Annotated in this window: 23 protein-coding genes; 5 read left to right on the top strand and 18 right to left on the bottom strand. The window is 65.5% G+C overall.

Annotated elements, in window-relative coordinates; translation table 11 throughout:
• Positions 1–2 precede the first annotated feature (2 nt).
• Positions 3–1160, top strand: coding sequence for a macrolide transporter subunit MacA (gene macA / locus AC1TXO_RS10795; RefSeq protein ID WP_486406293.1), 1158 nt, complete (start codon positions 3–5; stop codon positions 1158–1160).
• 2 nt (positions 1161–1162) lie between these two features.
• Positions 1163–3169 (top strand): MacB family efflux pump subunit, encoded by a 2007-nt coding sequence (locus tag AC1TXO_RS10800; protein ID WP_486406294.1) that lies wholly within the window; start codon positions 1163–1165, stop codon positions 3167–3169.
• 92 nt (positions 3170–3261) lie between these two features.
• Here AC1TXO_RS10800 and AC1TXO_RS10805 read toward each other — a convergent pair whose 3' ends face one another.
• Positions 3262–3915: a helix-turn-helix transcriptional regulator gene (locus tag AC1TXO_RS10805; RefSeq protein WP_486406827.1), complete on the bottom strand. Its 654-nt coding sequence runs from the start codon at positions 3913–3915 to the stop codon at positions 3262–3264.
• Positions 3916–4125: 210 nt separating this feature from the next.
• On the opposite strand from AC1TXO_RS10805, the gene hisN reads away from it, so the two are divergent.
• Positions 4126–4917 carry a histidinol-phosphatase gene (hisN, locus tag AC1TXO_RS10810; RefSeq protein WP_486406295.1) on the top strand — a complete coding sequence of 264 codons (792 nt, stop codon included), beginning with the start codon at positions 4126–4128 and terminating at the stop codon, positions 4915–4917.
• A 50-nt stretch (positions 4918–4967) separates the two neighbouring features.
• Here hisN and AC1TXO_RS10815 read toward each other — a convergent pair whose 3' ends face one another.
• From AC1TXO_RS10815 to AC1TXO_RS10840, 6 genes are all read right to left on the bottom strand, one after another.
• A complete protein-coding gene (locus AC1TXO_RS10815) occupies positions 4968–6587 on the bottom strand; it encodes a GMC family oxidoreductase (RefSeq protein ID WP_486406296.1) in 1620 nt (539 codons plus the stop codon).
• 54 nt (positions 6588–6641) lie between these two features.
• On the bottom strand, positions 6642–7859 hold the full coding sequence (locus AC1TXO_RS10820; RefSeq protein WP_486406297.1) for a mandelate racemase/muconate lactonizing enzyme family protein: 1218 nt from the start codon (positions 7857–7859) through the stop codon (positions 6642–6644).
• Positions 7856–9148, bottom strand: coding sequence for an MFS transporter (locus AC1TXO_RS10825; RefSeq protein ID WP_486406298.1), 1293 nt, complete (start codon positions 9146–9148; stop codon positions 7856–7858). Before AC1TXO_RS10825 ends, AC1TXO_RS10820 begins: the two co-directional genes overlap by 4 nt.
• Before the next feature lie 82 nt (positions 9149–9230).
• A complete protein-coding gene (aldA, locus tag AC1TXO_RS10830; RefSeq protein ID WP_486406299.1) occupies positions 9231–10655 on the bottom strand; it encodes an aldehyde dehydrogenase in 1425 nt (474 codons plus the stop codon).
• Positions 10656–10864: 209 nt separating this feature from the next.
• The gene (locus AC1TXO_RS10835; RefSeq protein ID WP_486406300.1) at positions 10865–11803 is read right to left on the bottom strand and encodes a LysR substrate-binding domain-containing protein; all 939 of its coding nucleotides are present in this window, start codon (positions 11801–11803) and stop codon (positions 10865–10867) included.
• Positions 11804–11851: 48 nt separating this feature from the next.
• Positions 11852–13021: a porin gene (locus AC1TXO_RS10840; RefSeq protein WP_486406301.1), complete on the bottom strand. Its 1170-nt coding sequence runs from the start codon at positions 13019–13021 to the stop codon at positions 11852–11854.
• Positions 13022–13205: 184 nt separating this feature from the next.
• On the opposite strand from AC1TXO_RS10840, the gene AC1TXO_RS10845 reads away from it, so the two are divergent.
• Complete coding sequence (locus AC1TXO_RS10845) at positions 13206–14081, top strand: LysR substrate-binding domain-containing protein (RefSeq protein ID WP_486406302.1); 876 nt, start codon at positions 13206–13208, stop codon at positions 14079–14081.
• A 41-nt stretch (positions 14082–14122) separates the two neighbouring features.
• Here the strand turns inward: AC1TXO_RS10845 and AC1TXO_RS10850 are convergent, their stop codons facing one another.
• The 8 genes from AC1TXO_RS10850 to AC1TXO_RS10885 form a co-directional block, all read right to left on the bottom strand.
• Positions 14123–15472, bottom strand: coding sequence for an MFS transporter (locus AC1TXO_RS10850; RefSeq protein WP_486406303.1), 1350 nt, complete (start codon positions 15470–15472; stop codon positions 14123–14125).
• Between the two features lie 81 nt (positions 15473–15553).
• The gene (locus AC1TXO_RS10855) at positions 15554–16993 is read right to left on the bottom strand and encodes an NAD-dependent succinate-semialdehyde dehydrogenase (protein WP_486406304.1); all 1440 of its coding nucleotides are present in this window, start codon (positions 16991–16993) and stop codon (positions 15554–15556) included.
• Positions 16990–18024 (bottom strand): aldo/keto reductase, encoded by a 1035-nt coding sequence (locus AC1TXO_RS10860; RefSeq protein ID WP_486406305.1) that lies wholly within the window; start codon positions 18022–18024, stop codon positions 16990–16992. The genes AC1TXO_RS10855 and AC1TXO_RS10860 overlap by 4 nt, the downstream gene beginning before the upstream one ends.
• A 9-nt stretch (positions 18025–18033) precedes the next feature.
• Entirely contained in the window at positions 18034–18546 is a 513-nt protein-coding gene (fae, locus tag AC1TXO_RS10865) for a formaldehyde-activating enzyme (RefSeq protein ID WP_411384305.1), read from the bottom strand.
• Positions 18547–19134: 588 nt separating this feature from the next.
• The gene (locus AC1TXO_RS10870; protein WP_486406306.1) at positions 19135–19482 is read right to left on the bottom strand and encodes a hypothetical protein; all 348 of its coding nucleotides are present in this window, start codon (positions 19480–19482) and stop codon (positions 19135–19137) included.
• A gap of 83 nt (positions 19483–19565) precedes the next feature.
• Complete coding sequence (gene uvsE, locus AC1TXO_RS10875) at positions 19566–20588, bottom strand: UV DNA damage repair endonuclease UvsE (RefSeq protein WP_486406307.1); 1023 nt, start codon at positions 20586–20588, stop codon at positions 19566–19568.
• 62 nt (positions 20589–20650) lie between these two features.
• Positions 20651–22225 (bottom strand): sensor domain-containing diguanylate cyclase, encoded by a 1575-nt coding sequence (locus AC1TXO_RS10880; RefSeq protein WP_486406308.1) that lies wholly within the window; start codon positions 22223–22225, stop codon positions 20651–20653.
• Positions 22226–22328: 103 nt separating this feature from the next.
• Positions 22329–22808, bottom strand: a complete 480-nt coding sequence (locus AC1TXO_RS10885; RefSeq protein ID WP_486406309.1) for a hypothetical protein — start codon at positions 22806–22808, stop codon at positions 22329–22331.
• Between the two features lie 177 nt (positions 22809–22985).
• Here AC1TXO_RS10885 and AC1TXO_RS10890 point away from each other — a divergent pair, with 177 nt between their 5' ends.
• Positions 22986–23324, top strand: a complete 339-nt coding sequence (locus AC1TXO_RS10890) for a hypothetical protein (protein WP_486406310.1) — start codon at positions 22986–22988, stop codon at positions 23322–23324.
• 18 nt (positions 23325–23342) lie between these two features.
• Here the strand turns inward: AC1TXO_RS10890 and AC1TXO_RS10895 are convergent, their stop codons facing one another.
• The 3 genes from AC1TXO_RS10895 to AC1TXO_RS10905 all read right to left on the bottom strand — a co-directional run bounded on the left by AC1TXO_RS10895 (position 23343) and on the right by AC1TXO_RS10905 (position 26966).
• Positions 23343–23498 carry a hypothetical protein gene (locus tag AC1TXO_RS10895; RefSeq protein ID WP_486406311.1) on the bottom strand — a complete coding sequence of 52 codons (156 nt, stop codon included), beginning with the start codon at positions 23496–23498 and terminating at the stop codon, positions 23343–23345.
• 55 nt (positions 23499–23553) lie between these two features.
• A complete protein-coding gene (locus tag AC1TXO_RS10900) occupies positions 23554–24705 on the bottom strand; it encodes an acetyltransferase domain-containing protein (protein ID WP_486406312.1) in 1152 nt (383 codons plus the stop codon).
• Between the two features lie 119 nt (positions 24706–24824).
• The gene (locus AC1TXO_RS10905) at positions 24825–26966 is read right to left on the bottom strand and encodes a TonB-dependent receptor (protein ID WP_486406313.1); all 2142 of its coding nucleotides are present in this window, start codon (positions 26964–26966) and stop codon (positions 24825–24827) included.
• Positions 26967–26970 lie beyond the last annotated feature (4 nt).

Genomic DNA, 26970 nt, shown 5'->3' on the forward strand with positions numbered 1-26970 from the left:
TTATGGACAAGAGCAGTTTTCGCAAGATAGGCCTGGGCTGCGCCCTGGCACTGGTGGCCGGGATCACGCTGTATGCGGTGCAGGCCCCGGCCACGCCGCCACGCTACATCACGGCCACGGTCGAACGTGGCGACATCGAGAACGCGGTGCTGGCCACCGGCGTGCTCGAGGGTATCCGCCAGGTCGATGTCGGCGCCCAGGTGTCCGGGCAGTTGCGCTCGCTAAAGGTCAAGCTGGGCGACAAGGTGACCAAGGGCCAGTGGCTGGCCGAGATCGACCCGCTGGTGCTGCGCAATACCCTGCGCCAGGCCCAGGTCGACGAGGAAAAGCTGCAGGCCGAGCGGCGCTCGACCCTGGCCCGGGTCAACCAGACCCGGCGGGTCTACGAGCGCTACAGCGCGCTGCAGGACGACGAGTCGATCTCGCGCCAGGACTTCGAGAACGCCGAGTCCGAATACCAGGTGCAGCAGGCCACCCTGCATTCGCTCGACGCACAGATCAAAAGCGCCCAGGTGCAGATCGACACGGCCAAGGTCAACCTCGACTACACCCGTATCAGCGCGCCCATCGATGGCGACGTGGTGGGTATCGTTACCCAGGAAGGCCAGACCGTGATCGCCCAGCAGCTGGCGCCGGTGATCCTCAAGCTCGCTGACCTCGACACCATGACGGTCAAGGCCCAGGTCTCCGAAGCCGACGTGATCCATATCAGCCCAGGCCAGCAGGTGTACTTCACCATTCTCGGTGAAGACAAACGCTACTACGCCACCCTGCGCGGCACCGAGCCTGCGCCACAGAACTACCTGGAAAGCACCGACAAGAGCGGCGCCGCTGCGCCCAAGCAGAACACCGCGGTGTTCTATAACGCGCTGTTCGAGGTGCCGAACCCCGAGCATCGCCTGCGCATCTCCATGACCGCCCAGGTACGCATCGTGCTGGCTACTGCCGAGGCGGTGCTCAGCGTGCCGGTGGCGGCGCTCGGGCCGCGCAATGGCGATGGCAGCTTCGCGGTGCGGGTGGTCGATGCCAAGGGCTTCGCCCAGGTGCGCGAGGTGCAGGCCGGGATCAACAACAACGTCAGGGTCGAGATCCGCCAGGGCCTGGCCGAAGGCGACCGGGTGGTGATCGGCGAGCCCATCGGCGATGCGGCGGGGGCATGAGCATGAACATGAACGTCGAGCTGGACTCGCAGCGCACCACCGCCGTCGAGACGGGCCAGCCGTTGCTGCGCCTCGAAGGGGTGAGTCGCAGCTTCATGGCAGGCGAGCGCGAGTTTCTCGCCCTGCGCCATATCGATCTGCAGATCAACGCCGGCGAGCTGGTGGCGATCATCGGCGCGTCGGGCTCGGGCAAGTCGACGCTGATGAACATCCTCGGCTGCCTGGACCATGCCAGCGCCGGTTCCTACCAGGTCGGCGGCCGGGAAACCCGCGACATGGACGACGAGGCCCTGGCGGCCCTGCGCCGTGATCACTTCGGTTTCATCTTCCAGCGCTATCACCTGCTGCCGCACCTGGATGCGCTGCGCAATGTCGAGATCCCGGCGGTGTATGCCGGCACGCCACAGGCACAGCGCCACGCGCGGGCCCAGGAGCTGCTCACGCGCCTGGGCCTGGCCGGGCACCTGAGCCATCGCCCCAGCCAGCTGTCGGGCGGCCAGCAGCAGCGGGTGAGTATCTGCCGGGCCCTGATGAACGGTGGCGAGGTGATTCTCGCCGACGAGCCCACCGGCGCCCTCGACACCGCCAGCGGCAAGGAGGTGATGGCCATTCTGCTGGAGTTGCATGCCGCCGGGCACACGGTGATCCTGGTGACCCACGACCCCAAGGTCGCCGCCCATGCCGAACGGATCATCGAGGTCAGCGACGGGCAGATCGTCAGCGACCAGCGCAACACGCCGCAGGCCGCGCCCGATGCGGTGATCCCCGAGCCGCAGCGCAAGCCCCGGCCGGCGCGACGCTTGGTGGCCAGCCTCGGTTTGTTCCGCGAAGCCTTCAACATGGCCTGGATCGCCCTGATCTCGCACCGCATGCGTACCTTGCTGACCATGCTCGGAATCGTCATCGGCATCACCTCGGTGGTGTCGATCTCGGCCATCGGCGAAGGCGCCAAGGGCTACGTGCTCAAGGATATCCAGGCGATCGGCAGCAACACCATCGACATCTACTCGGGCAGCAACTTCGGCGACAGCCGGGCCAAGGCCATCGAGACCCTGGTACTGGCCGACGTCACCGCGCTCAACCACCTGTACTACGTCGACAGCGCCACGCCGGTGATCGGCCGCAGCATGCTGGTGCGCTACCGCAACCTGGACCTGGACGTGCAGCTCAACGGCGTCAGCGAGCGCTACTTCCAGGTGCGCAACATCAACCTGGCGGCCGGCATCGCCTTCAGCGAAAGCGACGCGCGGCGCCAGGCGCAGGTGGTGGTGATCGACCACAACACGCGCCTGCGCCTGTTCGGCGAGGGCGTCGATCCGCTGGGGCAGGTGATCCTGATCGGCAACCTGCCGTGCACGGTGATCGGCGTGACCACCGAGAACAAGAACCTGTTCGCCGCGAGCAACGCGCTGAATGTCTGGGTGCCCTACGAGACTGCTGCAGGGCGCCTGCTCGGCCAACGCCACCTGGACAGCATCAGTGTGCGGATCAAGGACGGCATGCCGAGCAAGCGGGTCGAGGAAGAGGTCAACAAGCTGATGCTGCAGCGCCACGGCACCAAGGACTTCTTCACCAACAACCTCGACAGCATCATGCAGACGGTGCAGAAGACCAGCCGCTCGCTGACCTTGCTGCTGTCGCTGATCGCGGTGATCTCGCTGGTGGTCGGCGGTATCGGCGTGATGAACATCATGCTGGTGTCGGTCACCGAGCGTACCCGCGAGATCGGCATTCGCATGGCGGTGGGGGCTCGTCAGTCGGATATCCGCCAGCAGTTCCTGGTGGAGGCGGTGATGGTCTGCCTGTTTGGTGGACTGGTGGGCATCGGTCTGTCGTATGGTATCGGCTACCTGTTCACCTTGTTCGTCAAGCAGTGGGAGATGGTGTTCTCGCCGGCCTCGATTGCCACGGCGTTCGTCTGCTCGACCCTGATCGGCATCGTGTTCGGCTTCGTACCGGCGCGCAATGCCGCACGTCTGGACCCGATCGAGGCATTGGCGCGCGACTGATACGCTCGGTGGCTGCCGCAAGCCTCGCATTCACTGTTGCTGCACCGATCCTTGGGCTGCTTCGCAGCCCTTTTGCGGGTGGCGAGCTGGTTTCAGGCTGGTGTGTCGACCGCGTACATCCACTTCATCAGCGAATGTCGGCCGCTGATCCCAAGCTTGATCGCCGCCCTGCGCAGGTAGCTTTCCACCGTGTTGACCTTCAACTGCAGATGCTCGGCCTGCTGCGGTGCGGTATGCCCGGCCAGCAGCCCCAGGCACACCTGCATCTCGCGTTCGGAAAGCCTCAGGGCGCACTGGTCCAGGCGCTCCTGGAAGCGGGCTTGCAGCGTCTCGGTGTTCGGGCGTTCGTTGGGCGTGGGCTGCAGGGCGTCCAGGTGCTTTTGCAGCATCGGCAGCAGCAGCGGCGAGATGTCCTGCAGGCAATCGCGCTCATGGGCCGAGAAGGCGGCGCGGTCGGCGCGCAGGATATGCAGTTCGTAGTGGTAGTCGGCCGTGCGGCGCATCAGGTGCAGGCGTGCCGGGTCCATGAAGTGATTGCTGGCGTGCTCGCTGGCGCTGAACACGGTTTCACTGAGCAGGGTGGTGCTGGCGCCCCGCCCGGGGGCGGCCAGGCGCACCTGGCGGATGTGCGTGGCGTCGATGTCCAGGTGGGTCTGGATCAGGTCATGCAGCAGGCGCGGAAAATGGCGGCTGCCGGTGCTGGCAATGACTTTGCCGATCTGCGGAAAGAGCAGGTGCGAGTTCATCGTATCGTCCATGAGTAGCGGTAATCCGGGGGTCGCGCCATGGCTTATGGCCATTATCTGCGGCGCGGCTGCTTGCTATCCTAGTACAACGATTCAGCCACCGCTTGATGAAATGGCGATGACGATATGCCTGAAATCATGCCGGGGCAGGCGTTTGTGGCGTCCTGTGCTCGGGTATGATGCCCGTCCTTTGTCCCCGAGGCCCTTGTCATGTCCCTGAATACCGAGCAGATCGATCAATTGCGTGCTTTCGCCGAGCAACTGGCCGATGCCGCTGCTGCGGCAATCCAGCCGTACTTTCGCGCGAGCCTGGACGTCGAGGACAAGGGCGGGCGCCTGTACGATCCGGTGACCGTGGCCGACAAGGCCGCCGAAGAGGCCATGCGCAGGCTGATCCAGGCGCGTTATCCCGAGCACGGCATTCTCGGCGAGGAACAGGGTGTGGCGCTGGGCAGCAGCCCGCTGACCTGGGTGCTGGACCCGATCGACGGCACGCGGGCCTTCATCACCGGCCTGCCGCTGTGGGGCACGCTGATCGCGCTCAACGACGGCTCCCGTCCGGTGCTGGGGGTGATGAACCAGCCCTTCACCGGCGAGCGTTTCGTCGGCACGCCTGCAGGTGCCTGGCGCAGTGGCACGCCGCTGAAGACCCGCGCCTGCGAGTCGCTGGAGGCCGCGACGCTGATGTGCACCACCCCCGACATGTTCGACACCCCGGCACGCAAGGCGGCGTTCGAGCAGGTCGCCGCGCGGTCGCGGCTGATGCGTTACGGCGGCGACTGCTACGCCTACTGCATGCTGGCCTCGGGCTTCGTCGATGTGATCGTCGAGGCGAGCCTGCAGCCCTATGACGTGCAGGCGCTGATGCCGATCATCGAAGGCGCCGGTGGCGTGATCACGGCCTGGGATGGCAGCTCGGCGCAGGACGGCGGCTGCATCGTCGCCTGCGGCGATCCGCGCCTGCATGCGCAGATGGTGCAGATGCTGCGCGAGGCGATGTAGCCCTGCATCACACCGGCTCGACTGCAGGCACGACACAAGGCCGCTGCAGCTCAGGCTGCGTCGGCATCCTGCAGTATCAGGTCGGCGCCTTTTTCCGCCACCATCATCACCGCCGCGTTGGTATTGCCCGAAGTCACATTGGGGAATACCGAGGCATCGACGATGCGCAGCCCCTGCAGCCCATGCACACTCAGGCGGGCATCCACCACAGTGGTCGCCGGGTCGCTGCCCATCGCGCAGCTGCCGCACAGGTGATAGATCGACCCGCAGTTCTCGCGAAAGTACTGCAGCATGCTGGCGTCGTCGTCCACTGCAGGTCCGGGCAGCACTTCCTCGACGGTGATCGACCGCAGCGCCGGGGCCTGCATGATGGTGCGCATCAGGCGGCTGCCCTGGATCGCCTCGTCGATGTCCTTCTGCGTGCTCAGGTAGTTGGGGTCGATCAGCGCCGCCTCACGCGGATCACGCGATGCGATGCGCACTTCGCCACGGCTGGTGGGTCGGCACGGGTTGAAGCACAGCAGGAAGCCTGAATAGGGTTCCGGCTGCAGGCTGGCCTTGTTGTTCTTGGGGATCTGGTACGACAGCGGGTTGAAGTACAGCTGCAGGTTCGGGTGCAGCTGCTGCGCATCGCTGCGGAAGAACCCGCCGGACTGGTTGACGCTCAACGCCAGCGGCCCCTTGCGGGTCAGCAGGTACTGCAGGCCCAGCTTGAGCTTGCCCAGCAGCGAGCCGAACACGTCGTTCAGGGTCGGAATGTTGGCCTTGTAGTAGTAGCTCACGCACAGGTGGTCCTGCAGGTTCTTGCCCACTGCCGGCAACTGATGAAGCGTGTCGATGCCGTGTTGCTCGAGCAGGGCGCGGTCGCCGATGCCGGACAGTTGCAGGATCTTCGGCGTGTCCACTGCCCCTGCGGCCAGGATCACTTCGCGGCGGGCGCGGAACTCGCGCAGCACGCCGTTTTGCGAGATGCGCACGCCCACGGCACGCGTGCCCTCGAGCAGCACCTGCTCGACCAGGGCGTGATGCTCGATGTGCAGGTTCGGGCGGCCGAGTGCCGGGTGCAGGTAGGCGAAGCTGCTGGAGCTGCGGCGACCGTCACGCACGTTGACGTCGTAGATACCGGCGCCTTCGAAGTGCTGGCCGTTGAAGTCTTCGCTGCGCGGGTAGCCCAGTTGCTCGCAGCCGTCGAGGAACACGTCGCAGATCGGATGGGCCTGGCCCTTCATCGGCGTGATCCCGACCGGGCCGTTGGCACCGTGGTACTCGCTGGGGCCGGCCGGGTGCGATTCGAGCTTGCGGAAATACGGCAGCACGTCCTTGAACGACCAGCCCTCTGCGCCATTGGCGGCCCAGTCGTCGAAGTCGTGGGCCTGGCCGCGCACGTAGATCATCGCGTTGATCGAACCCGACCCCCCTTGCACCTTGCCCCGTGGCGCATACAGGTTGCGCCCGGCCAGATGGGCCTGGGGCTGGGTGTAGTACATCCAGTTGAAGGTGGGGTTGTAGTAGAGCTTGGCAAAACCCACCGGCAGCTTGAACCATGGCGAGCTGTCCTTGCCACCGGCTTCGAGCAGCAGCACGCTGTGGCGTCCCGACTCGCTCAGGCGTGCGGCGAGGATGCAGCCGGCCGAGCCTGCGCCGGCGATGATGTAGTCAAAATCGTTCATGTATCGCTAACCCTGTGAATGGAGGGCCGCCCCGAGCCCGGGGCGGCTTGACGCTCAACCTTTGGCCGGCGAGACGTCCTTGACGTCGACCGGATGCGGCGCCATCTGCAGGTGCAGGCGCTCGCCTTCGTAGCCGGAGTGACGGCGGACCACGTCCATGTCCAGCTCGACTCCCAGACCCGGCTCGCGGGACGGGATGATGTAGCCGTCTTCCCACTGCAGCGGCTTCTTGAGGATCTCGGCATGGAAGCCGTCCCAGGTGCCGATGCTTTCCTGGATCAGGAAGTTCGGCGTGCAGGTGGCCAGCTGGAAGCTTGCCGCGGCACCGATCGGGCCGTTGTAAAGGTGCGGGGCGATCTGCGCGTAGTAGGCCTCGGCCATGCTGGCGATCTTCTTGCCTTCGAGCAGGCCGCCGCAGCGCCCGACGTTCATCTGCAGGATCGACGCACCGCCGGCCTGCAGCAGCTTGAAGAACTCGTACTTGGTGGTCAGGCGCTCGCCGGTGGCGATCGGGATGCTGGTCTTGGCCGCGACCTGGGCCATGGCCTCTTCCTGGCCTGGCGGGATCGGCTCCTCGAACCACAGCGGGTCGTACTTCTCCAGGCGTTTGGCCAGGCGGATCGCCGAGGACGGCACCATCTGCCCGTGGGTGCCGAACAGCAGGTCGCAGCGGTTGCCCACCGCTTCGCGAATGCGCTTGCAGAACGTCTCGCAGCGCCCCAGAACCTCCAGCGACAGCTGATGGCCGGAGAAGGCGGTATAGGGGCCGGCCGGGTCGAACTTCAGTGCGGTGAAGCCCAGTTGCATGTTCTGCACGGCGCACTCGGCGGCCAGGTCTGGGTCGCTGTAGTCGTACTCACCCTGGGCGTTGACCGGGTACAGGTAGGTATAGGAGCGCAGACGCTCGTGCACCTGGCCACCGAGCAGTTCGTAGACCGGTTTGTTCGCCGCCTTGCCGATGATGTCCCAGCAGGCCATTTCCAGGCCGCTGACCACACCCATCATGGTCAGGTCCGGGCGCTGGGTGAAGCCGCTGGAATAGGCGCGGCGGAAGAACCGCTCGATATGGTGCGGGTCCTGGTCGAGCAGGTAGCGCGCGAACACGTCCTCGATCACCGGCACCATGGCGCGGGGGTGGAAGGTCGCGGCGTAGATCTCGCCGACGCCTTCGATGCCGCAGTCGGTTTTCAGGGTGACGAACAGCCAGTACATGCCGCCGACGTGCGGTGGCGGTACGGCCACCACGTGGGTTTGCAGGGATACGATCTTCATGCTTTGCCCGCCTTGGACTTGATGCGTTTGTTCAGGATGAGGGTGGCGACGACGCCGAGCAGGCCCATCACCACGACGTAGGAGAAGTAGATCTGGTAGCCGACGAAGCCCGGGAAGTGATCGATGATCCAGCCGTTGAGCAGGGGCAGGAACACATCCGGCGAGTAACCGACCAGGGAGATGATGCCGATCGCCAGGCCCGTGACCCGCAGCGGCACCTGGCAGTCATCGAGAATGGCCCAGTACAGGCCGCGGATGGCGTAGGTCATCAGGCCGATGAAGATCACCAGGAACACCAGTACGCCCAGCACGCGCAGGCTCGGCAGCACGATCAGGCCGATCATGCCGACGGCGGCGAGGATCATGGCCCAGGCCAGTACCCCGGTCCTGGAGAAACGGTCGCCCAGCCAGCCGCCGCCGATGCCGCCCAGCGGGCGCATCCACAGCTTGACGGTGGTGATCAGCCCGGCCGCCGTGGCGCTCAGGCCGAAGCCGCCCTCCTGCAGGTAGGCCGAGAAGCTGTAGGTGGCCCAGAAGAAGTGGTAGCCGCAGAACACGATGGCCGTCACCAGCCACAGTTCCGGGATGGCCATCAGCGTGCGCAGGTCCTGCAGCAGATTGGCCTTCTCGCGGGGCTGACTGGCATTGGCCTTGACCTGGGGATCGCGTACCAGCATCAGTGCCAGGCCGAGGATCACGCAGCAGGCGGCGTAGAAGTGGATCACCCGGGTCAGGCCCACGGCGCTGCCACCGGCACTGTCGGCAACCTGGGCGAACAGGGCGATGGCGATGGTCGCCAGCAGCGCCTCGACCAGGCCGCGACCGCCGTCGAGCACGCCGAAGAAGCGGCCCTGCTCGTTGTCGGCGGCGATCATCTTGACCCGCTTGATCAGCGAGGCCCAGAAGGTCAGGCCGGTGGTGATGCCGAAGCCGCAGAAGATCGCCAGCAGGGCGTCGAAGCCTGGCAGTTGCGCGTACCAGACGCCCAGCAGGCCGGTGCCGACCAGCGAGAAGCTGATCAGGAAACGTGGCGAAATGCGGTCGGCGAGCCAGCCGCTGGGCAGGTAGCTGACCAGGAAGGCGGTGCCGAGGATCGAATACAGGTAGCCCAGTTCGCTGTTGTTGATCGACAGCGCCTCGAGCATGGTGCTCTGGTACACCTGGCGCAGGTACAGCATCGGGTAGATGGCGCCGGCGGCCAGCACCAGCAGGGCCAGTTGCAGGTAGCGCGGGAAGTTGGCTGAAGTACTGGGCACGCTGAGCGCCTCGGGGTTTATTGTTTTTTTCATTATTGTTCTCGTGGGCGGAACTGTTGTCGGGGGTGTTGCAGGGCCGTGCAGCCGGGCGCGCAGGCAGCGCGCCCGCAAAGCGTCAGTACTTGAGGACCACCAGGCGGGTCTGGGTGAACTCGAGCATGCCGTGCTTGCCGTCATCGCCGCCCAGGCCCGAGCGTTTCCAGCCGGCGTGATAGCCCTGGTACGGGTCGGCGGGGGTGCGGTTGACGTACAGCTCGCCAGCCTCGATGGCATTGGCCAGCTTCATGGCGCTGCGGTAGTTCTCGCTGTAGAGCACCGACGACAGCCCGAACTGGTGGTCGTTGGCCATGGCCAGGGCGTCGTCGAGGGTGTCGTAGGCCAGTACCGGCAGCACCGGGCCGAAGGTTTCTTCCTGGACGATCTCCATGTCCTGGCGGCAGGCGCTGAGCAGGGTGGCCGGGTAGAAATTGCCCGGGCCTTCGGGCAGGTAGCCGCCGGCTTCGATCCGGGCGCCGGCGGCCACGGCGCGCTGCACCTTGGCGTGGATCTCGTCACGCGACCCTGCGCTGATCAGCGGGCCCATGCAGGCGGCATCTTCGGCGCGGTTGCCGATGCGCACGGCGGCGAACTTCTCGCGCAGCAGATCGAGGAAGCGCTGGTGCACGCTGGCCTGCACATAGACGCGCTCGATGGCGGTGCACAGCTGGCCGCAATGGGTGGTCTTGGAGGCGACGATGGCGGCGGCGGCAGCTTCCAGGTCGGCGTCGGCCTCGATGATGGCCGGGGTCTTGCCGCCCAGCTCCAGCGAGGGCTTGGCGATGTTGGCCTTGCAGTATTCGAGCACCGTGCGCCCGGCGCGCACGCTGCCGGTGAGGGTGATCATGCCCACTGCCGGCTGGGTGCAGAGGGTGGCGGCGACCTCGTGCTGCATGGCCAGGATGTTGATCACCCCGGCCGGAAGTTGCGCCTGCTGCACGGCGCGGGCGATGGCGAAGGCCGACAGCGGCGTGTTGTTGCTCGGGCGCACGACGACGGTGTTGCCGGCGATCAGCGCCGGGGCGACCTTGCGCAGCAGGGTGTAGACCGGGTAGTTGAACGGGATCAGGCAGGCGACCACGCCGATGGCTTCGCGCTTGAGCAGCAGGGTTTCGTCGCGGGTGTCGCTGGGGATCACCTCGCCTTCGATGCGACGTGCCCATTCGGCGTGGTAGCGGGTGATCTCGGCGGCGTACAGCGCTTCGTTGCGGGCCTCGGCGGGCGCCTTGCCGGATTCGCAGGCCAGGGCTGCGCCGATGTCGTCGGCGCAGGCTTCGAGGGCGTCGGCAAGGCGACGCAGGTGTTGGGCGCGTTCGATCGAGGGCAGGGCGCCCCAGCTGCGCTGGGCGCGGCTGGCAGCTTCGACGGCCTGGATGGCCTGGGCCGGGCTGGCGGCGCTGACGCTGCCGACCGGCTTGTCGGTGGCCGGGTCGAACACGCTCAGGGCGGCTTGCTCGGGGGCGACGACGAAGCGACCGTCGATGAAGTTGTGTTCTGTACGCATGAAAGTGTCCGCTTGCGGGGTGAACGGGCCCACAAGGGCTGGCCAACGGGCACGGAGCAACGCGGACGCAGCGGTTTTTCTTGTGGGTTATGGCGGACAATTTGTCGCAGGCGGGGGCGGGGAACAAACGATTAATGCGTGGGGGTAATGTGCTTTAAATGCATGTTACTGCGGGGAGGCTGTTTCGCGGGCAAGCCCGCTACCAGGGCCTATTCGCAGCCTGCCACCTCGGAAGCGCCACCCAGGTTGCGCTCGGCCAGCCACACTTCCTGCATCAGCCACTCGCGGAACTGCTCCACGTGCGCTGGCAACTGCTGCTCCGGTCGAGTCACGAACCAGTACGACTGGTGCCCGTCGACCTGCACGTCCAACACCTGCACCAGTTGTCCGGCGGCCAGCTCCCTGGCGACCATCTGCCGGTCGGCGATGGTGATGCCCAGGCCATCGATGGCGGCGCGGATGGCCATGTCCAGCAGGTCGAACTCATAGCCGCCACGCAGGTCCACGCCCTGGATCCTGGCGGCGTCCAGCCAGTGGCGCCAGGTCAGGAAACGCTGATCCTCGCGGGCCAGGACATGCAGCAGGGTCATGTGATGCAGGTCGACCCGGCGCTCCTCTTGCTGCGCCAGCAGCGACGGCGAGCACACCGCGATGTGCCGTTCGTGCATCAGCAGCGAGCTGTCCAGGCCGTCCCATTCGCCATTGCCGAAGCGGATCGCGCAGTCGAGGGTGGCGATCTCTGCGAGATTGTCCTGCAATTGGGTGGTGAGCGTCACTTCCAGCCCCGGGCAGGCTTCGCGCAGGCGCCCCAGGCGTGGCAGCAGCCAGCGGCTGGCGAAGGTCGGCGGGGCGTTGAGGCGGATGCGGTTCGGGTGCTGGCGCTGCTGGATGCCGCGTACGGTCAGCTCGATACGGTCGAACGATTGCTGCAGGGCATTGAGCAGCGTACGCCCGGCATCGGTGAGCTGCAGGTGATGGTGGCGGCGTTGCAGCAGCGATTCGCCAAGCTGTTCCTCGAGCTGGCGCACCTGGCGGCTGACGGCGCTCTGGGTGACGTTGAGCAGCTCGGCGGCACGGGTGAAACTGCCGGTGCTGCCGGCCACCTCGAAGGCTTTGAGGGCGTTGAGTGCCGGGATCTTGCGTTTCACTCGCCGGATTCTCCTGGTGGGAGTGGGGCCGCATGGCGGCCCGCGGGTTCAAAAGTAATAGCCGATATTCATGTACAGCTGGTTTTCCCAATGGTCGGTGCCACCCTGGGCCAGGCTCTCGGTGTAGCTGCTGCCACCGATGTATGGGTCGTTGCGCCCGTTCAGCCACTCCACCGCGATGTAGAAACTGCGCACCGAGAACGAGGTGCCGAGGATGAAGCGTTCGGAGCTGTCGAAACCGGATGCGGACTTGTCGAAGCGGCTGTAGTTGCCGTACAGCGTGACGCCGTTGATCCAGTCGCCGAGGAAGGTGCCGGGTACGCTGTAGCTGAGGTCGCCGACATACAGGTTACCGCGGCTGGCGACATTGTAGGTGCCGTCGTACCCACCGAAAGTCACCCGCTCGCTGTTGTCCGGGTTGCGCGGCGACATCTGCTGGCGTGCGGCAAGCATCTGCACGCCCCACGGGCCGTTCTTGCCCAGGTAGTGCACGCCGATCACGTTGCGTCGGCCGTCGTCGCGGGTGTCGCGGTTTTCCAGGCGCGAGGTCAGGCCCGAGATGCCCGCTTCGGACTGCCAGTCGCCGAGCTTGAACGAGCGTGCCAGGCGGGCGACGGCGATCTGCCGTTCCTGGTTGCGGCTGCCGTTGGCCACGTAGCCGTCGGCCGAGGTCACCACGCTGGAGTAGGTGCTGCCGTTGCTGGTGCCGCGTCCGGGCCATGCCGGGCGACCATACACGCCCAGTTGCAGGTTCCAGTCGCCTTGCTGGTGGATGTACTTGGCGCCCACCGCCTCGACATCCTCAAGCCCGATCACGTTGCCCAGGGTTTCGTAGAAGGTACTGCCGAAGTAGGGCTGCAGGCCGAAGGGGATCTTGTTCAGGCCGACCTGCACCTGGCGGTTCTCGTCGAACTTGTAGCCGACCCAGGCGTACTCGGCGAACTGGATATCGCCGACCTTGTCGGTGTACTGGTAGGGGTAGGCCTTGCCGTAGAAGCGATAGCGCACCGCGCCAATCCAGCTGTCCGAATCGTAGTTGGCGCGCAGCATGATGGTGTCGAGGCCGGCCTTGTCGAGCTTGCGGTCAGGGTCGTGGTCGAAGCGTGCGCGGATCGCGCCGCCGACGTCGAGGTGCTCGGTGATCGGCACGGCGTGGGCTGCGGCGCTGAGGGTCAGCAGGGCGGGAAGCAGGGTGTGACGCAACGGGAGTGCGGGCATGGGTGGAGGCACCTTTGGTGGTTTCTTGTCGTTATCGGGGCTGCGATTGGGGGCGACCCTATCCAAGGCCCGCGCCCCGGCACAAACGAGCATTACGCAGCAGTAACCCGAGAAAAACGCATGTTTGCAGGCGCTCGCCTCCCTGTAGAATCGGCCTACAAAAACAACATCAGCAGACCCCGCCATGCGCACCCTGCCGCCTTTGAACATGCTCAAGGTTTTCGAGGAAGTTGCCCGCCACCGCAGCTTCAATCGCGCCGCCGATGCGCTGAACGTCACCCAGGGCGCCATCAGCCGACAGATGAGGCAACTGGAGGATTACCTGGGCGTGGTGCTGTTCGTCCGCGGCCCACGCGGCCTGACCCTGACCGAGGCCGGCAGCGCCCTGGCGCCGCACCTGGGCGAGGCGTTCGACCGCATCGAGCGGGCGCTGGAGGCGGTGCGCGTGCCCAACCTGCGCCAGCGCCTGCGCATTCTCGCCCCTCCGACCTGGGCCACCCGCTGGCTGTCGCCACGCCTGCGCAGCTTCATGCAGCGCTACCCGGACATCAGCCTCAGCGTCACCAGCCAGCGCGACGACGAACATCCCGGCGAGCTCGACTGCCGTATCCTGTTCAGCCGTGAAGGCGAGGGTACCGGTAACCGCCGCCTGCTGGTGATGGAGCGGCACATTGCCGTGGCCAGCCCCGAACTGTTCCAGGAGGGGCGCGAACCTTGCCTGCGCGATCACCCGCTGCTGCACATCCTCCATGAAGGCCGCCGCCTGCGGGTATGGGAGAACTGGCTGACGGCCACCGGGCGCAGCGATGTCGATGCCGACAGCGGCATCGAGTTCGGCACCCTGGACCAGGTGATTCATACCGCACTCGCCGGTGGTGGGCTGGCGGTGATCGACCGGCAGATGATCGAGCGCGAACTGGCCAGCGGCAGCCTGTTGCCGATCACCCCGGTGGAGGTGATCGGGCCTTATGGCTACTGGCTGGAGGTGCCGGGCGACAAGCGCGGGTTGTCCAAGGTCGAGCGGTTTGCCGATTGGCTGGCGGTGGTGAGCAATCCCTGAAATCGCGGCGTCTTCTTCGCGGGCAAGCCAACACTGTCAGATCAGACCGCCGCCACCTTGCCTGCCGGCGCCGGGCTCTCCTCGCCACGACAGGCCTCGGCCAGCGACAGGCTCTTGGTCTCCGGCGCCCAGGCCATCGACACCAGCGCCCCGAACAGCAGGATCCCGGCAAGGATCGCCATGGTCGGGTTCAGCCCGATGCCGGCCACGCTCACCGGCAGCAGGAAGGTGCTGATCGCCGATCCCAGGCGGCTGGCGGCTGTCGCCAGCCCGATGCCGCTGGCGCGCACTTCGGTGGGGAAGCTCTCCGCCGGATACACCCCGACCAGGTTGCTGACCGCCGACAGCACCAGGGTGAATAGGCCGAACAGCGCCACCATCGCCCAGGCCATGCTGCTTGGCATCAATACCAGCAGGAACAGCGCTGCGGCCAGGATCAGGAAGCTGTTGATCAGGAAGCCCCGGCGGCTGAAGCGGATGGTGCACCAGATGCCCAATAGCGCGCCGACGATCAGCAGGGCGTTGAGCATCATCTCGGTGCCGAAGCCCTCGGCCAGGCCCATCTTCTGCAGGATCGCCGGCAGGAAGGTGTAGATGGCGAAGTAGGGCATGACGATACAGATGAAGAACAGGCAGTTGAACGCCGTGCGCTTGCGGTACTCGCGGCTGAACAGTGCGGCGAAGCCGCTGTGGCTGGGGCGGGCGACCTCATCGTCGAGCACCACGTTGGCGCCCAGGTGCTTGCGCACGATGGCCCGGGCTTCCTCGGCGCGGCCCTGGTGCATCAGCCAGCGTGGGGATTCGGGCGTGCCGATGCGGGCGATGAGGATCATCGCCGCGGGGATGGCCGAGGAGGCCAGCATCCAGCGCCAGGCGTCGTCGCCCAACGGCAGCAGCGCGGTACCGACAAAGGTGGCGGCAACATAGCCGAAGGTCCAGATCACGCTGAACGAGCCCAGCAGCACGCCACGATGCTTGCGCGGCGAGAACTCGGCGAGCATGGCGTGGCCGACGCTGAAGTCGCCGCCAAGCCCAATACCGATCAGCACCCGGCAGAGAAACAGCTGCATCGCGCTCTCGACGAAGAACTGCATCACCGAGGCCAGGGTGATGAGCACGAAGCTGATCAGGAAGATTTTCTGCCGGCCCAATCGGTCGGAGATCCAGCCGAAGAACAGGCTGCCCAGGAACAGTCCGAGCAGCGCCGAGGCACCGATCAGCCCCTGCCAGAACGGGTTGAGCTGCATCTGCGGGTTGATCAGGGTGAAGGCGATGCCGATCAGGCCGAGGATGTAGCCATCGGTGAAATGCGCGCCGAAGGTCAGGCCGGCGATCTTGATGTGAAAGCGCCCGATCGGCAGGTCGTCGATCTTGACTGTCTGTCCCGTCATGTTGACACCTCGTTGTTATTGTTTGGGTCAGGGGAATCGATGCCTGCAGGCGCGACGCAAGGCCGCGCCCACAGGGTTGGGTCAGCTGTTCAGCCCACCCATCAGCACGTACTTGATCTCCAGGTAATCTTCCAGGCCGTACTTCGAGCCTTCACGGCCCATGCCCGATTCCTTGATCCCGCCGAACGGCGCCACCTCGGTGGAGATGATGCCTTCGTTGACCCCGACGATCCCGGCTTCCAGGCCTTCGGCCATGCGCCAGACGCGGCCGATGTCGCGGCTGTAGAAGTACGCCGACAGGCCATAGGGCGTGTCGTTGGCCAGGCGCAGGACCTGGGCTTCGTCCTGGAAGCGGAAGCACGCTGCCACCGGGCCGAAGGTTTCCTCGCTGGCGATCAGCATGTCCGGCGTCGCTTCGGCCAGCACCGTCGGCTCGTAGAAGGTGCCGCCCAGTGCATGGCGGCGACCGCCGCAGAGCAGGCGTGCGCCTTGCTCCAGGGCATCGCCCACGTGCTGCTCGACCTTGGCCAGGGCTGCCGCGTTGATCAGCGGGCCTTGCTCGGTCTCGCCCTGCAGCGCATCACCGACGCGCAAGGCCTGCACGGCCTCGGCAAGCTTGCGGGTGAACGCTTCGTACGCGCCGTCCTGGATATAGAAGCGATTGACGCACACGCAGGTCTGCCCGGTGTTGCGGAACTTCGAGGCCATGGCCCCACGTACGGCAGCGTCCAGGTCGGCGTCGTCGAAGACGATGAACGGGGCGTTGCCGCCCAGCTCCAGCGAAACCTTCTTGAGCGTGTCGGCGGCCTGGCGCATCAACAGTTTGCCGGTGCGGGTGGAGCCGGTGAACGACAGCTTGCGTACCACGGCCGAGGCCTGCAGCGCACCACCGATGGCCGGGGCGTCGCCGGAGACGATGTTGAACACGCCCGCCGGCACCCCGGCCTGCTCGGCCAGCAGCGCCAAAGCGAAGGCTGACAGCGGGGTTTCCTCGGACGGTTTGAGGATCAGCGTGCAGCCGGCGGCCAGGGCCGGGCCGACCTTGCGCGTGACCATCGCCAGCGGGAAGTTCCATGGCGTGATCGCCGCCACCACGCCGATCGGCTCCTTGGTCACCAGCACCCGGGCATCGGCCTTGGGCGTGGGGATCACGTCGCCATACACGCGGCGCCCTTCCTCTGCGAACCATTCCAGGAAGCTTGCCGCGTAGGCCACCTCGCCCTTGGCCTCGGCCAGCGGCTTGCCCTGTTCGCGGCTGAGCAGGCTGGCAAGGGCGTCGCGTTGCTCGAGCATCAGCTCGGACCAGCGCCGCAGAACCTGGGCACGCTCCTTGGCCAGCTTGCCACGCCAGGCGGGCAGGGCGCGTTCGGCGGCGGCGATGGCGGCCTGGGTTTCCTCGGCGCCGCCGCGCGGTACCTGGGCGATGGTCTCGCCGGTGGCCGGGTTGAACACCGGGTAGGTGGCGCCACCGCTGAGCCACTGGCCGTCGATGTAGTGGCCTGCCTTGAGCAGCGTACTCATGCCACGGCCTCCTGGATGGCGAAGTCGCCGCGCGGTGGACGGCCGGCACGCAGGATGCGCTTGCCGGCGGTGTAGTCGTTGATCAGGTCGCAGGGGGTGTAGTTGCGCTCCAGCTCGTACAGGTCTTCTTCGTCCAGGCGCATGTCCAGGGCTGCCAGGGCGCTGTCGAACTGGGCGGTGGAGTCGGCGCCGACCAGCATGCTGTCGACGCCCGGGTGCTGCAGGACCCACGCCTGGGCTACCTGCGCGTTGGACACGCCGTGGCGTTGGGCCACGCGCTGCACCGAGCGGGCGATGGCGAACGAGGCTTCGTCGCTGTACATCTGCTGGGTGAAGAAGTCGGTCTGGTTGCGGGTCGACTGCACGTCGCCGGTCAGCAGGCCGCGAGCCAGCGGGCTGAACACCGAGACGCCCAGGCCCTGGTCGCGGCAGAACGGGATCATCTCGCGTTCCTCTTCGCGGTAGGCGCAGTTGAGCTGCAGCTGCATGTTGATCGGCTTGGCCCAGCCATGGCGCTCGCAGGCCAGGAGGATTTTCGCCAGCTGCCCGGTGAGCATGGTCGAAACTCCGATGTAGCGGGCCTTGCCGGCGCGGACGATGTCGTTGAGTGCTTCCATGGTTTCTTCGACGGGGGTGTTCACGTCGAAGAAATGCAGCATGTACACGTCGAAGTAATCCATGCCGGCGCGCTGCAGCGAGGCGTCGATGCCGTCGAGGATGTGCTTGCGCGAGTGGCCGCTGGCATTGATGCCGCTGCGGGTGCCGTAGCCGACCTTGGTGGTGACCACCACGTCCTCGCGGCGCACCAGGCGCTTGAGGATGCGCCCGACCACTTCCTCGCCGACACCGGCGGAGTAGAAGTCGGCCAGGTCGATGAAGTTGACCCCTTTGTCCAGCGCGTGGCGCACGATCGGCTCGCTGGCCGCTTCGTCGAAGATCCACGGCTTCCACTGCGGCGTGCCCATGTTCATGGTGCCGAGGCACAGCTTGGAGACCTGCAGGCCGGAGTGGCCCAGACGGATGTATTGCATGGTCGGACCTCAGGCTTTAGGGGTGTAGAAGGGGTTGGCGATCTGGTTGACCACATCAGCCAGTTGCGCACGGGCCGGCAGGCCCTGGAGGGCGGCGCGGATCGCGGTGCGGCAGGCGTTGTAGTTGTTCAGGTAGACGGCGTCGAGGTCGTCGCAGGCCGGGTTGACCCAGTTGGCGGTGACGATGGCCCATTCATCCTCGGCTTCGGCGGGCAGGGTGCCGTCGAGCAGGGCTTCGGTGACCGCCTTGGCGATACCTGCCTGGGAGGCGCCCCAGGTGGCGTTGGCGTGCAGGTCGCCGCCGATCACGGCCTTGTTGACGTACAGGGTCATGGGTTTGACCGGGATGTTCGGCTGGGCGATGACCATGAACGGGCAGTGGCCCTGGCTGGGGGAGGCCAGGCTGTTGGCGAAGGCCTGGCCGGCCGGGCCGTTGCGCGGGCCCATCATGATGTTGATATGCGCGGCGTTGACGCCGGGGCCTTCGAAACCTTCGCCGATGTACAGGGCAAGTTGCTTCATGACAAAACCTCGATCACTCACGGGATGAACGAAGCCTCGGCGGCGCCTGCCGCGCGAGGCACGAAATCAGGTGCTCGACACGCAACAAGGGCGAAGGGGTGTCTGGAATGCAGGCATGGCGCGACGCTCTTTGTTGTTGTTGGGCGAGCAGTGCTGGCGGTGGCCAGTCGTGAGGATTTTTATCAGGCCGGCGCGGGGAGGCAGTAGGGAGAAGAAATCAAGGGGGTATGAGGGCAGGTCATAGCTGTGCAGCGGGTCCTGTACAAGCCATTGCCTTGAAGGACAGTGCAGGCCTTGCAGGAGCGGGCTTGCCCGCGAAAGGCACAGGGTGGTGCATGGCACCGGCTCTGCCGGTGATCGCGGGACGAGCCCGCTCCCACAGGAATGGGCTGGCCTCTAGATTTTGAGCAAGACAGTTGGTCCCACAGGGTGGACTGCACCCAAGGGTTGGATTTGTGTCCAACTTCCTGGGGGGCAGCCCAGGGATTGCGCTGGCCTTCAGATTTTGAGCAAGACGGTTGCTCTCACATGAAGCTTCCACATGAGTCGCGCTGGTTTGCGATGTTCGGGCCGCAGGCGGCCAAAGCGCTAGCTGCCGCTGCCGCCCGATCCGGAACCTCCAGATCCGCCAGAGCCCCCTCCGCCGATGCCGCCCCCGGTGCCGCCTCCGGTCGAGCCGCTGCGGGTGCCGTCACCACCGGTGCCGTTGGTGTCGTTGCTGTCGGGGGCGCCGCCGCCCGAGCCCATGCCGTCACCTGGCGTGCCGGAACCGCTGCCGTGGTCGGTATCACTGCCGTTGTCCTGCATCGTACCCTTGCCTTGGGTTTGCTGGCCCGGCGTGCGCTGGTCGTTCATGTCGGTCGCGGCGAGGGTCAGCGGCGCAGTGGCGGCCAGGCACAGGGCGAAGAGGCTTGCGTGTATGCGTTTGCCAATCATGATCTGTCTCCAGTCCAAAGGTTTACCCTTGTTCTGGTCGCGGGGCAGGGAGAATGTGCGGGTGGATCGACCGGAGGTCGCAGTCACCGGGACGCGGGTATATAGCGCTCGAAGAATTCCAGGGTGGCCAGGTTCTTGTGCTTGGCCTCGAACATGATGTCGAAGCGCTCGACGAACTGCAGGGCATAGCGGTTGGTCCAGTCGTTCCACATGCGATCGCTGTGCTGGTACAGGTCACGCTTGCTGACCTGCTCGAGCAGTGCCGCCATGGTCAGTTTGTCTTCGGCGGCAAAGCCCAGCGCCTGCAGGCGCTCGGGTGGCTGCGAGTAATGCATCGTCGGCCGCACGCCGCGCCAGCTGTCGATGATCCGGGCGATCCGCGGGTCGTGTGGGTCGATGTAGTTGTTCTCGTGGATCCAGCAATGGTGGATGTCCAGGACCACGGGCGCGAGGTCGGCCAGGGCCAGGCAGTCGTCGACGCCGTAGGTCTTCTCGTCGTTCTCGAAGGTGATGACATTGCGTGCCACCTCCGACAGCCGTGGCCAGACGGCGCGCACGCCCTCGGCACCGAGGCGCCCGGCGATATGGATGTTGCACTTGAAGTCCTGGAAGCGCTGGCCGTAGCCCATCATGCGGATCATGTCGGCGTGGTACTCGAACTCGGCCAGGCTGTTCTCCACGACATCGGGACGGTCCGAACCGAGCACGCAGTACTGGCCGGGGTGGAACGACAGGCGGATGTCGTGGGCGCGGGCGAACTCACCAATGGCGGCAAAGCGTGGCTGCAGCAGGCTGGCGATGGCCGGGTCCTGGTAGAACGACGCGACATCGGGGTGGCTGTACAGTGGCAGCAGGTCGCTGGACAGGCGCAGCATGTGCAGCATCGGCAGCAGTTCGGCAACGTAGCCGAGCAGGCGCATCTGGGCATCGAGGTTGTGCTCCACCAGCTCCAGCAACTTCCCGCGTGCGGCTTCCCGCGTAGCCCCCGACAGCCAGCGCAGGGTGGTGGTGCGCGGGTTGAAGGCACGCTCGATGGCCTCCAGCGTCTTGATCGACTGGTCGCGATGAGGATGGCGGTACTGGCAGGCGAAACCGAGGCGCGGCATGGGGGGCTTCCTGAGGGTAGATGTGGCTTGGACAGCAGCGGCGGGGCAAGTGATCCGTGAGCTCAGCTGCGACTGATCTGCACGCGATTGCGACCGGAGCGCTTGGCCGTATAGAGCGCCCTGTCGGCTTCGCTCAGGGCCTGTGCCGGATCGTCCTCGCCGCCGTGCCAGCGCGCGATGCCCAGCGAGATGGTGATTGCCCCGACGGGTTCGACAGGAGTGTCGGCGACCACCAGGCGCAGGCGTTCAGCGACGTTGGCGGCCGCCTCCAGGCTGGCGCCGGGCAACAACATGAGGAACTCTTCGCCACCGGTGCGACACAGCACATCGCCTTCGCGGCAGCAGGCGCGCATCAGCTCGGCGAGGGCGCGCAGCACCTGGTCGCCGACATCGTGGCCGTGGCGGTCGTTGACCCGCTTGAAGTGGTCGATGTCGAGGACGATGGCGCAGAACGCCCGGTTGTCGGCCTGCAGCAGCGACAGGCTGAAGTCGAGACGACGGCGGTTGCCCAGGCCGGTCAGCGGGTCGGTCTGCACATCGCGGTTCAGGCGGCCGATGCGCTCCTGCAGCAGGTTCAGGCCGAACAGCAGGGCGCGCTTGAGTTCGGCTGCTTCGAAATACCAGGCGCGCACGGCATGGATGCGCCCGAGGGTATCGGTCCTGTCCAGCCCGCGCGCGCCGGCAGCCAGTTGCCACAGCGGCCGGGTGATGGTCAGGGCCAACCACCACAGGGCCAGACCACCGAGCAGCGCCAGCGGCACGGAAATGCCGACCACATTGAGGATCAGGCGTTGCGAGGGCGCGATCGTCTGCGTCAGCGGTTGCTGGGCGACGATACCCCATCCGCTGACGGGCACCGTGGCGAAGCCGGCCAGCATTTCCACGCCCTGGCTGTTGACGAAGCGCTGGGTGCCGCTGCCTCGCGCCTGCAGATGATCGATCAGGGGGTTGTCCTGCACCACCAGGCCGACGCGCTCGGCGTCCGGGTGATAGAGCAGGCGACGGTTGTGATCGACCACGTAGAGGTAGGAGCCGTCCTGGTAGAAATGCTCGCCGAGCAAGCTGTTGAGGATGTTGTGCTTGCGCAGGTACAGGCTGCCGCCGACATAGCCCAGGTAGCGGCCGTCCTCGGTGAAGATCGGCTGCGAGGCCACTACCACCAGGTTGTTGGCGGTTGACATGAACGGCGTGGAGATCAGCGCGCGGCGCTCGCGCAACGCCTCGAGCGCGCCAGGGCTTTGCAGGTGCTGGCCGAGCATGTTGCGCAGTGGCGCAGGGGAGATCGCCCGCAGGATCCCTTCACTGTCGACGAAGAACGTCGAGTTGAAGGCACTGCTCTGGGCCAGCAGGCGTTCGCTTTCTGCCTGCAGGCGCACGTCGTCAGCGGGCGTGAGGCGCGTGTTGGCGGCGCTGAACGCCAGTTGCTTGAGGGCGTTTTCCAGGAACAGCTCGGTGATCGACGCCAGCTTTGCCGCGTATACCCAGTTCGACTCCAGAGAATGATCGATCAGCAGCTGACGCTGCACCCGATAGCTGGCGAAATAGCTGGTCGTCAGCATCACCACGGCAGTGAGCGTCGACAACCCGAGGATGAGCGTGCGCAGGTCCAGGCGCAGGCCTTTCTTGGCGTGTGGCAATCCTGATCTCGCTGGCAGTACGGTGGGGATAACCTTACTCGGAATGTGCGAAAGCAGCTACGGGGTGTAGTGGTCGACGCGCATCGACCGGTTGCGGCCTGACTCAGCCGCCGGCCGGGCTCAGGTTCGACAGCTCGTCCTCGACCTGCTGCATGCGCTCTTCGGCCAAGGCCTGAACCTGCTTGTCCTGGGCGGTAGCCCGCATCAGCCCGGTCAGTTTCTCGCTCAGGCGCTTGCCTTCCTCGCTCTCGCCCAACTGCCGGGCTTTTTGCGGGTCCTGGGTCGCGGCAACGATGGTGTCGAACTCGGCGTCGCTGAAGTTCTTCTCGCTGTAGAGCTTGAACAGGTCCTTGCGCTGGTCGTCGACCGTCAGGTGCTTGCGCAGCACGTCCTTGATCTTGTCCTGCGGCACCTGCGGGTGAGTCATGGCCAGCAGCTGGGCCATGCGCTCGATGTTGTGGTCGTAGGCTTCCTGCAGCGGCAGGTTGGCCAGGATTCGCTCTTCGCGGGTGGGTTTCTGGTCGCAGGCGGCGAGGGTGGCGAGCAGCAGCAGAGGCAGCAGCAGTTTCGGCAGGCGGGGCATGGATGGTGGCTCTGGGGTTCGAGGGCTTGAGTTTACTGCAAGGCCCGCAGGCGTGGCAGCATGGGAAAGATCGTGGGCAATCGTCCTGGTATTGCGTCTGGCAGTTCAACGCAGTGTTTTTGACCCGGTGTGCGGCTTGGCGGGTAAATAGCCGTCGAACCCACCCAGGAGACCTGCATGCACATCGACCTGCTGATCAACGCGATCACCCCCAGGCTGCCATTCGCCTCGGTTGAAGAGACCCAGGCGTTTCTGGCGAGCCTGCCGCCGGATGACCAGATTGCACTGATCTCGGCCCTGTACTTCGGCCGCTCGCATATTCACAGCAACACGGTGAACGAAGACTACCTGCCTTATCTACTCAGTGGGCAGATGAACCGCTTCTGGGAGCAGGGCAACGTCCCACCGCAGGACTTCGCCACTGTCCTCTACGAAAAAGGCAGCAATCTGTTCGCCTATTACGATGCGTTCATCCGCGCGACCGATGGCTCGGGCTACGACCGCTCCAACTACTGAGCCTGTGACGTTGCCCGGTCAGTCCTTCATCGGGTTGCGCAAGCGCACCCAGATGATCGCGGGCAACGCCATCAGCAGCCATTTCAGGTACTGGTTCACACCAAAGCGTTCGCAGAGCGTGCCGATGGCCGTGCACAGCACGACCACCACCACGAACTGAATCATCCTGTTCATCTCAAGGTTTTCCGTCGTAGGGGGCTGCGATGGTAAACGATTCGGCCCTTGTCGCTCACAGATACTTGAGCCAGCGTATGTCCCGGCGCCGGGCCTTGAACCCGGCGAACTTCAGCACCGGCCAGTACAGTGCCGCCGCCAGCAATACCGCCATCAGCCACAGCGCGGCTATGCCGTCGAAACCGAAATATTCACCCTGGTTGCGCCCGAACAGGCCGAGGCTGATCAGGTAGAGGATTTTCAGGGCATACAGGTGCAGCAGGTAGAAGAACATCGGCGCACTGCCGAAGACAGTCAGCACGCCGATCCAGCGCGCCTGGCCGGCGCGTTCGAAAGTGCGCAGCAGCAACAGGCCGGTGCCCAGGGTCAGCAGCAGGAACAGCAGCGACGGTGGGTACTTGGTGATGTTGAGCAGGCTCATCAGGGTCTGGGTCAGGTCCGGTTGCACGCTCCACGGCGCCTCGCCGTAGCCGTTGACCAGCCGCAGCGCGACGAAGCCCAGCAGCGCAGCGCCACCGGCAAGCAACAGGCGGCGCTGGCGACGGGCGGCGTCGCTGCCACGGGCGAACCAGGGGCCGAGTGCGTAACCCACGGCGATCACCCCGATCCACGGCAGTAGCGGGTAGGAGGTGCGCAGGCGCAAGTTCTGCGTCACCTCGAGCCAGCCACGGTCGTGCAGGATTGCCCAGGGCGCGTGCAACCAGGTGCCGGGGGCGAAGTGCAGGTCGTCGAGCAGGTTGTGCCCGGCGATGATGATCAGCCCCAGCGCCATCAGCAGCGGGCGCGGCAGCCACACCAGCAGCGACAGCACGATCATGCTCAGGCCGATGGCCCAGATCACCTGCAGGTAGATCACGCTCGGCGGCCACTGGAAGGTCCAGGCGAAGTTGACCAGGGTGAATTCCAGCACCACCAGGAACAACCCACGTTTGAACAGGAATGCCGAGACATCGGCACGACCCTGGTATTTCTCGCCATAGAGCCAGGCGCTCAGCCCGGTCAGCAGGACGAACACCGGCGCGCACAGATGGGCCAGGGTACGGCTGGCGAACAGGGCGGGCTCAGTGGCGTCGAGGGTCATCGGGTCGGTGACCTGACGGTGCAGGAAGAAGGTTTCACGCACGTGGTCCAGCAGCATGAACAGGATCACCAGCCCGCGCAGGGCGTCGATGCTGTGCAGGCGGGAAGAGAGTGGGGTGGATGGCATGGGGCTGCAATGAGAATTGACTAAGATTTGGAATGTTATCTTATATCTCTTGTGTTGTGGTGATTTGCCGGGCCCTATCGCGGGACAAGTCCGCGATGGGGCCGGCAAGGTCTACAGGATCAGAAGCTGTAGTCCACCGTCGCGAAGTACGAGCGCGGTGCGCCCAGCAGCCATTGTTCGTCGCTGTGGGCGGCAACCACGTAGTCGCGGTTGAACAGGTTGTTCAACTGCAGGCCCAGGCGCACGTCGGGCAGCACCTGCCAGCCGAGGTTGGCATCGACCACGGTGTAGCCGGGGACGCTGTAGGCGTTGGCGGTGTCGGCATAGCGCTGGTCGACGTAGCGCAGGCCGACGCCGGCGTCGACGGTCTGGCCGAAGCCTTTGCTCAGCCAGAGGTTGGCGGTGCGGCGCGGGACGTTGGCCGGGCGGTTGCCGGCGCGATCATGGACGACATCGTCATCGTCATCGTCCACTTCATTGAACTCATCATATTTGGCACGTACCACCGCTGCGTTCGCGGACATTTGCCATTGATTGCCGAGGTCCAGTTCCAGCGTTGCTTCCACACCGTCGGAGGTCTGCTGCCCGGCTTGCTGTGGCTCATGTAGAGCAGACGCCGGGTTATTCACCAATAGCTTCTTCTTGACGATGTGATACGCCGCCAGTGTCCATTCGCCACGACCGTCCCAGAACCGCTGCTTGAGGCCCAGTTCGGTCTGTTTCGACTCTGTGAGGTCGTAGTTGATCTGGCGCGTGCTGAGGCTGATCAGGTTGTTCACACCGTCTTCGCTGGTGGAGTACTGACCGTACAACGACAGGTCGTCGGTCACCGCGAACACCAGGCCGGCGCGCCAGTTGCCGCCCTGCAGGCTGCGGTCGACGCGGCTGCCATCTATCAGGTTGTCACGGTCGATATGGTTCTGGTCGCGGCGGATACCGGTTACCAGCGACAGACGATCGGTGAGCTGGGTGCGGTTCTCGGCGAACAACGCGAAAGTGTGGGTGGTGGAGAGGGTCTGGGGCCGGGTTGCATTCTGGCTCTGGAACCAACCGGGCGCCGGGTGCCACGGATCGATATAGTCGCCACCGATATCTTTGTACGGCGAGTTGTTGTCGACATTGAAGCGGATCTTGTTGTACTCCGCGCCCACCACGGTCTTGCTGTTCAAGCCGAACAGCGAGTGATCGAAGGTGAAGCTCTGGCGATCACCGATCTGCTCCTGGTTGTGCTTGATCTCCAGATAACCCTTGCGCAGCAGTTGCTCTTGCTCGCCAATCCACTGGTAGTCCTCGGCATTGCGCCAATGCCGGCGACTCTTGATGTAGTACAGCTGGTTGCTGGCCGTGACGCTGTCGCTGATCGTCCAGTCGGTATTGAAGCGCGTCCACTCGTCGTGGTAGCGCTGCACATCGTTCTGGATGTTGTAGTTCTTCTTGCGCAGGCTGTCGCGCAGGTGGCCGTCGATCAGCGGCGTGCCGAAATAGTTGGCCGGCTGCGCATCGCCGCGCTCATGGGCCAGGGTGAAGCTCAGGTCGTCGGTGGCATCGAAGCGCAGGGCGGCGCTCAGGGCCAGGCTGCGAGAGTCGGTGCGGTCGACCCAGCCGTTGCCCTCCTGCTTGTTCAGGGTCAGGCGGTAGCTCAGGCGTTCGCTCAGGCTGCCGCCGCTGTCCAGGCCCAGTTGCTGGCGATCCCACGAGCCGTAGCCCAGGCGCAGGTGGTTGCGGATCTCGCCGTCGAAGGGCTTTTTCGGGATCACGTTGATCACCGCGCCCGTGGCGCCTTCGCCATAGAGCACCGAGGCCGGGCCGCGGATCACGTCGATGCGCTCGACCATCCACGGGTCGACCGGGAAGGTCTGGGTGCCGGCACCGGTGTACAGGCGCGAACCGTCGAACAGGGTCATCACCGAGGAATGGCCGGTGAAACCGCGGGCGGAGAGGGCGGTGTTGCCGTTGCCCGGGGTACCGACCGAGGTGATGCCGGGTGAGCGGGTCACGGCGTCCTGCACGGTGAGGTTGGCGCGTTGCTGGATTTGCTCGGACGTGATGCTGCTGGTGCTGGCCGGTGTCTCCAGGGCACTGAGGTTCAGGCGCGAACCTGCCTGGGTGGGGGTGGCCAGGTCGACGGTGTGCTCGTCACGGGTGTCGGTGATGGCGGTCGAAGGCAGGTCCAGGACCTTGCCTTGCGGCTGCTCGGCCAGGGCCGGCAGGGAGACGGCCATGCAGGCGGCCAGGGTGTGAAGCGTGAAGTGTCGGGACATGTCG

The organism is Pseudomonas sp. FA117 (assembly GCF_057370475.1).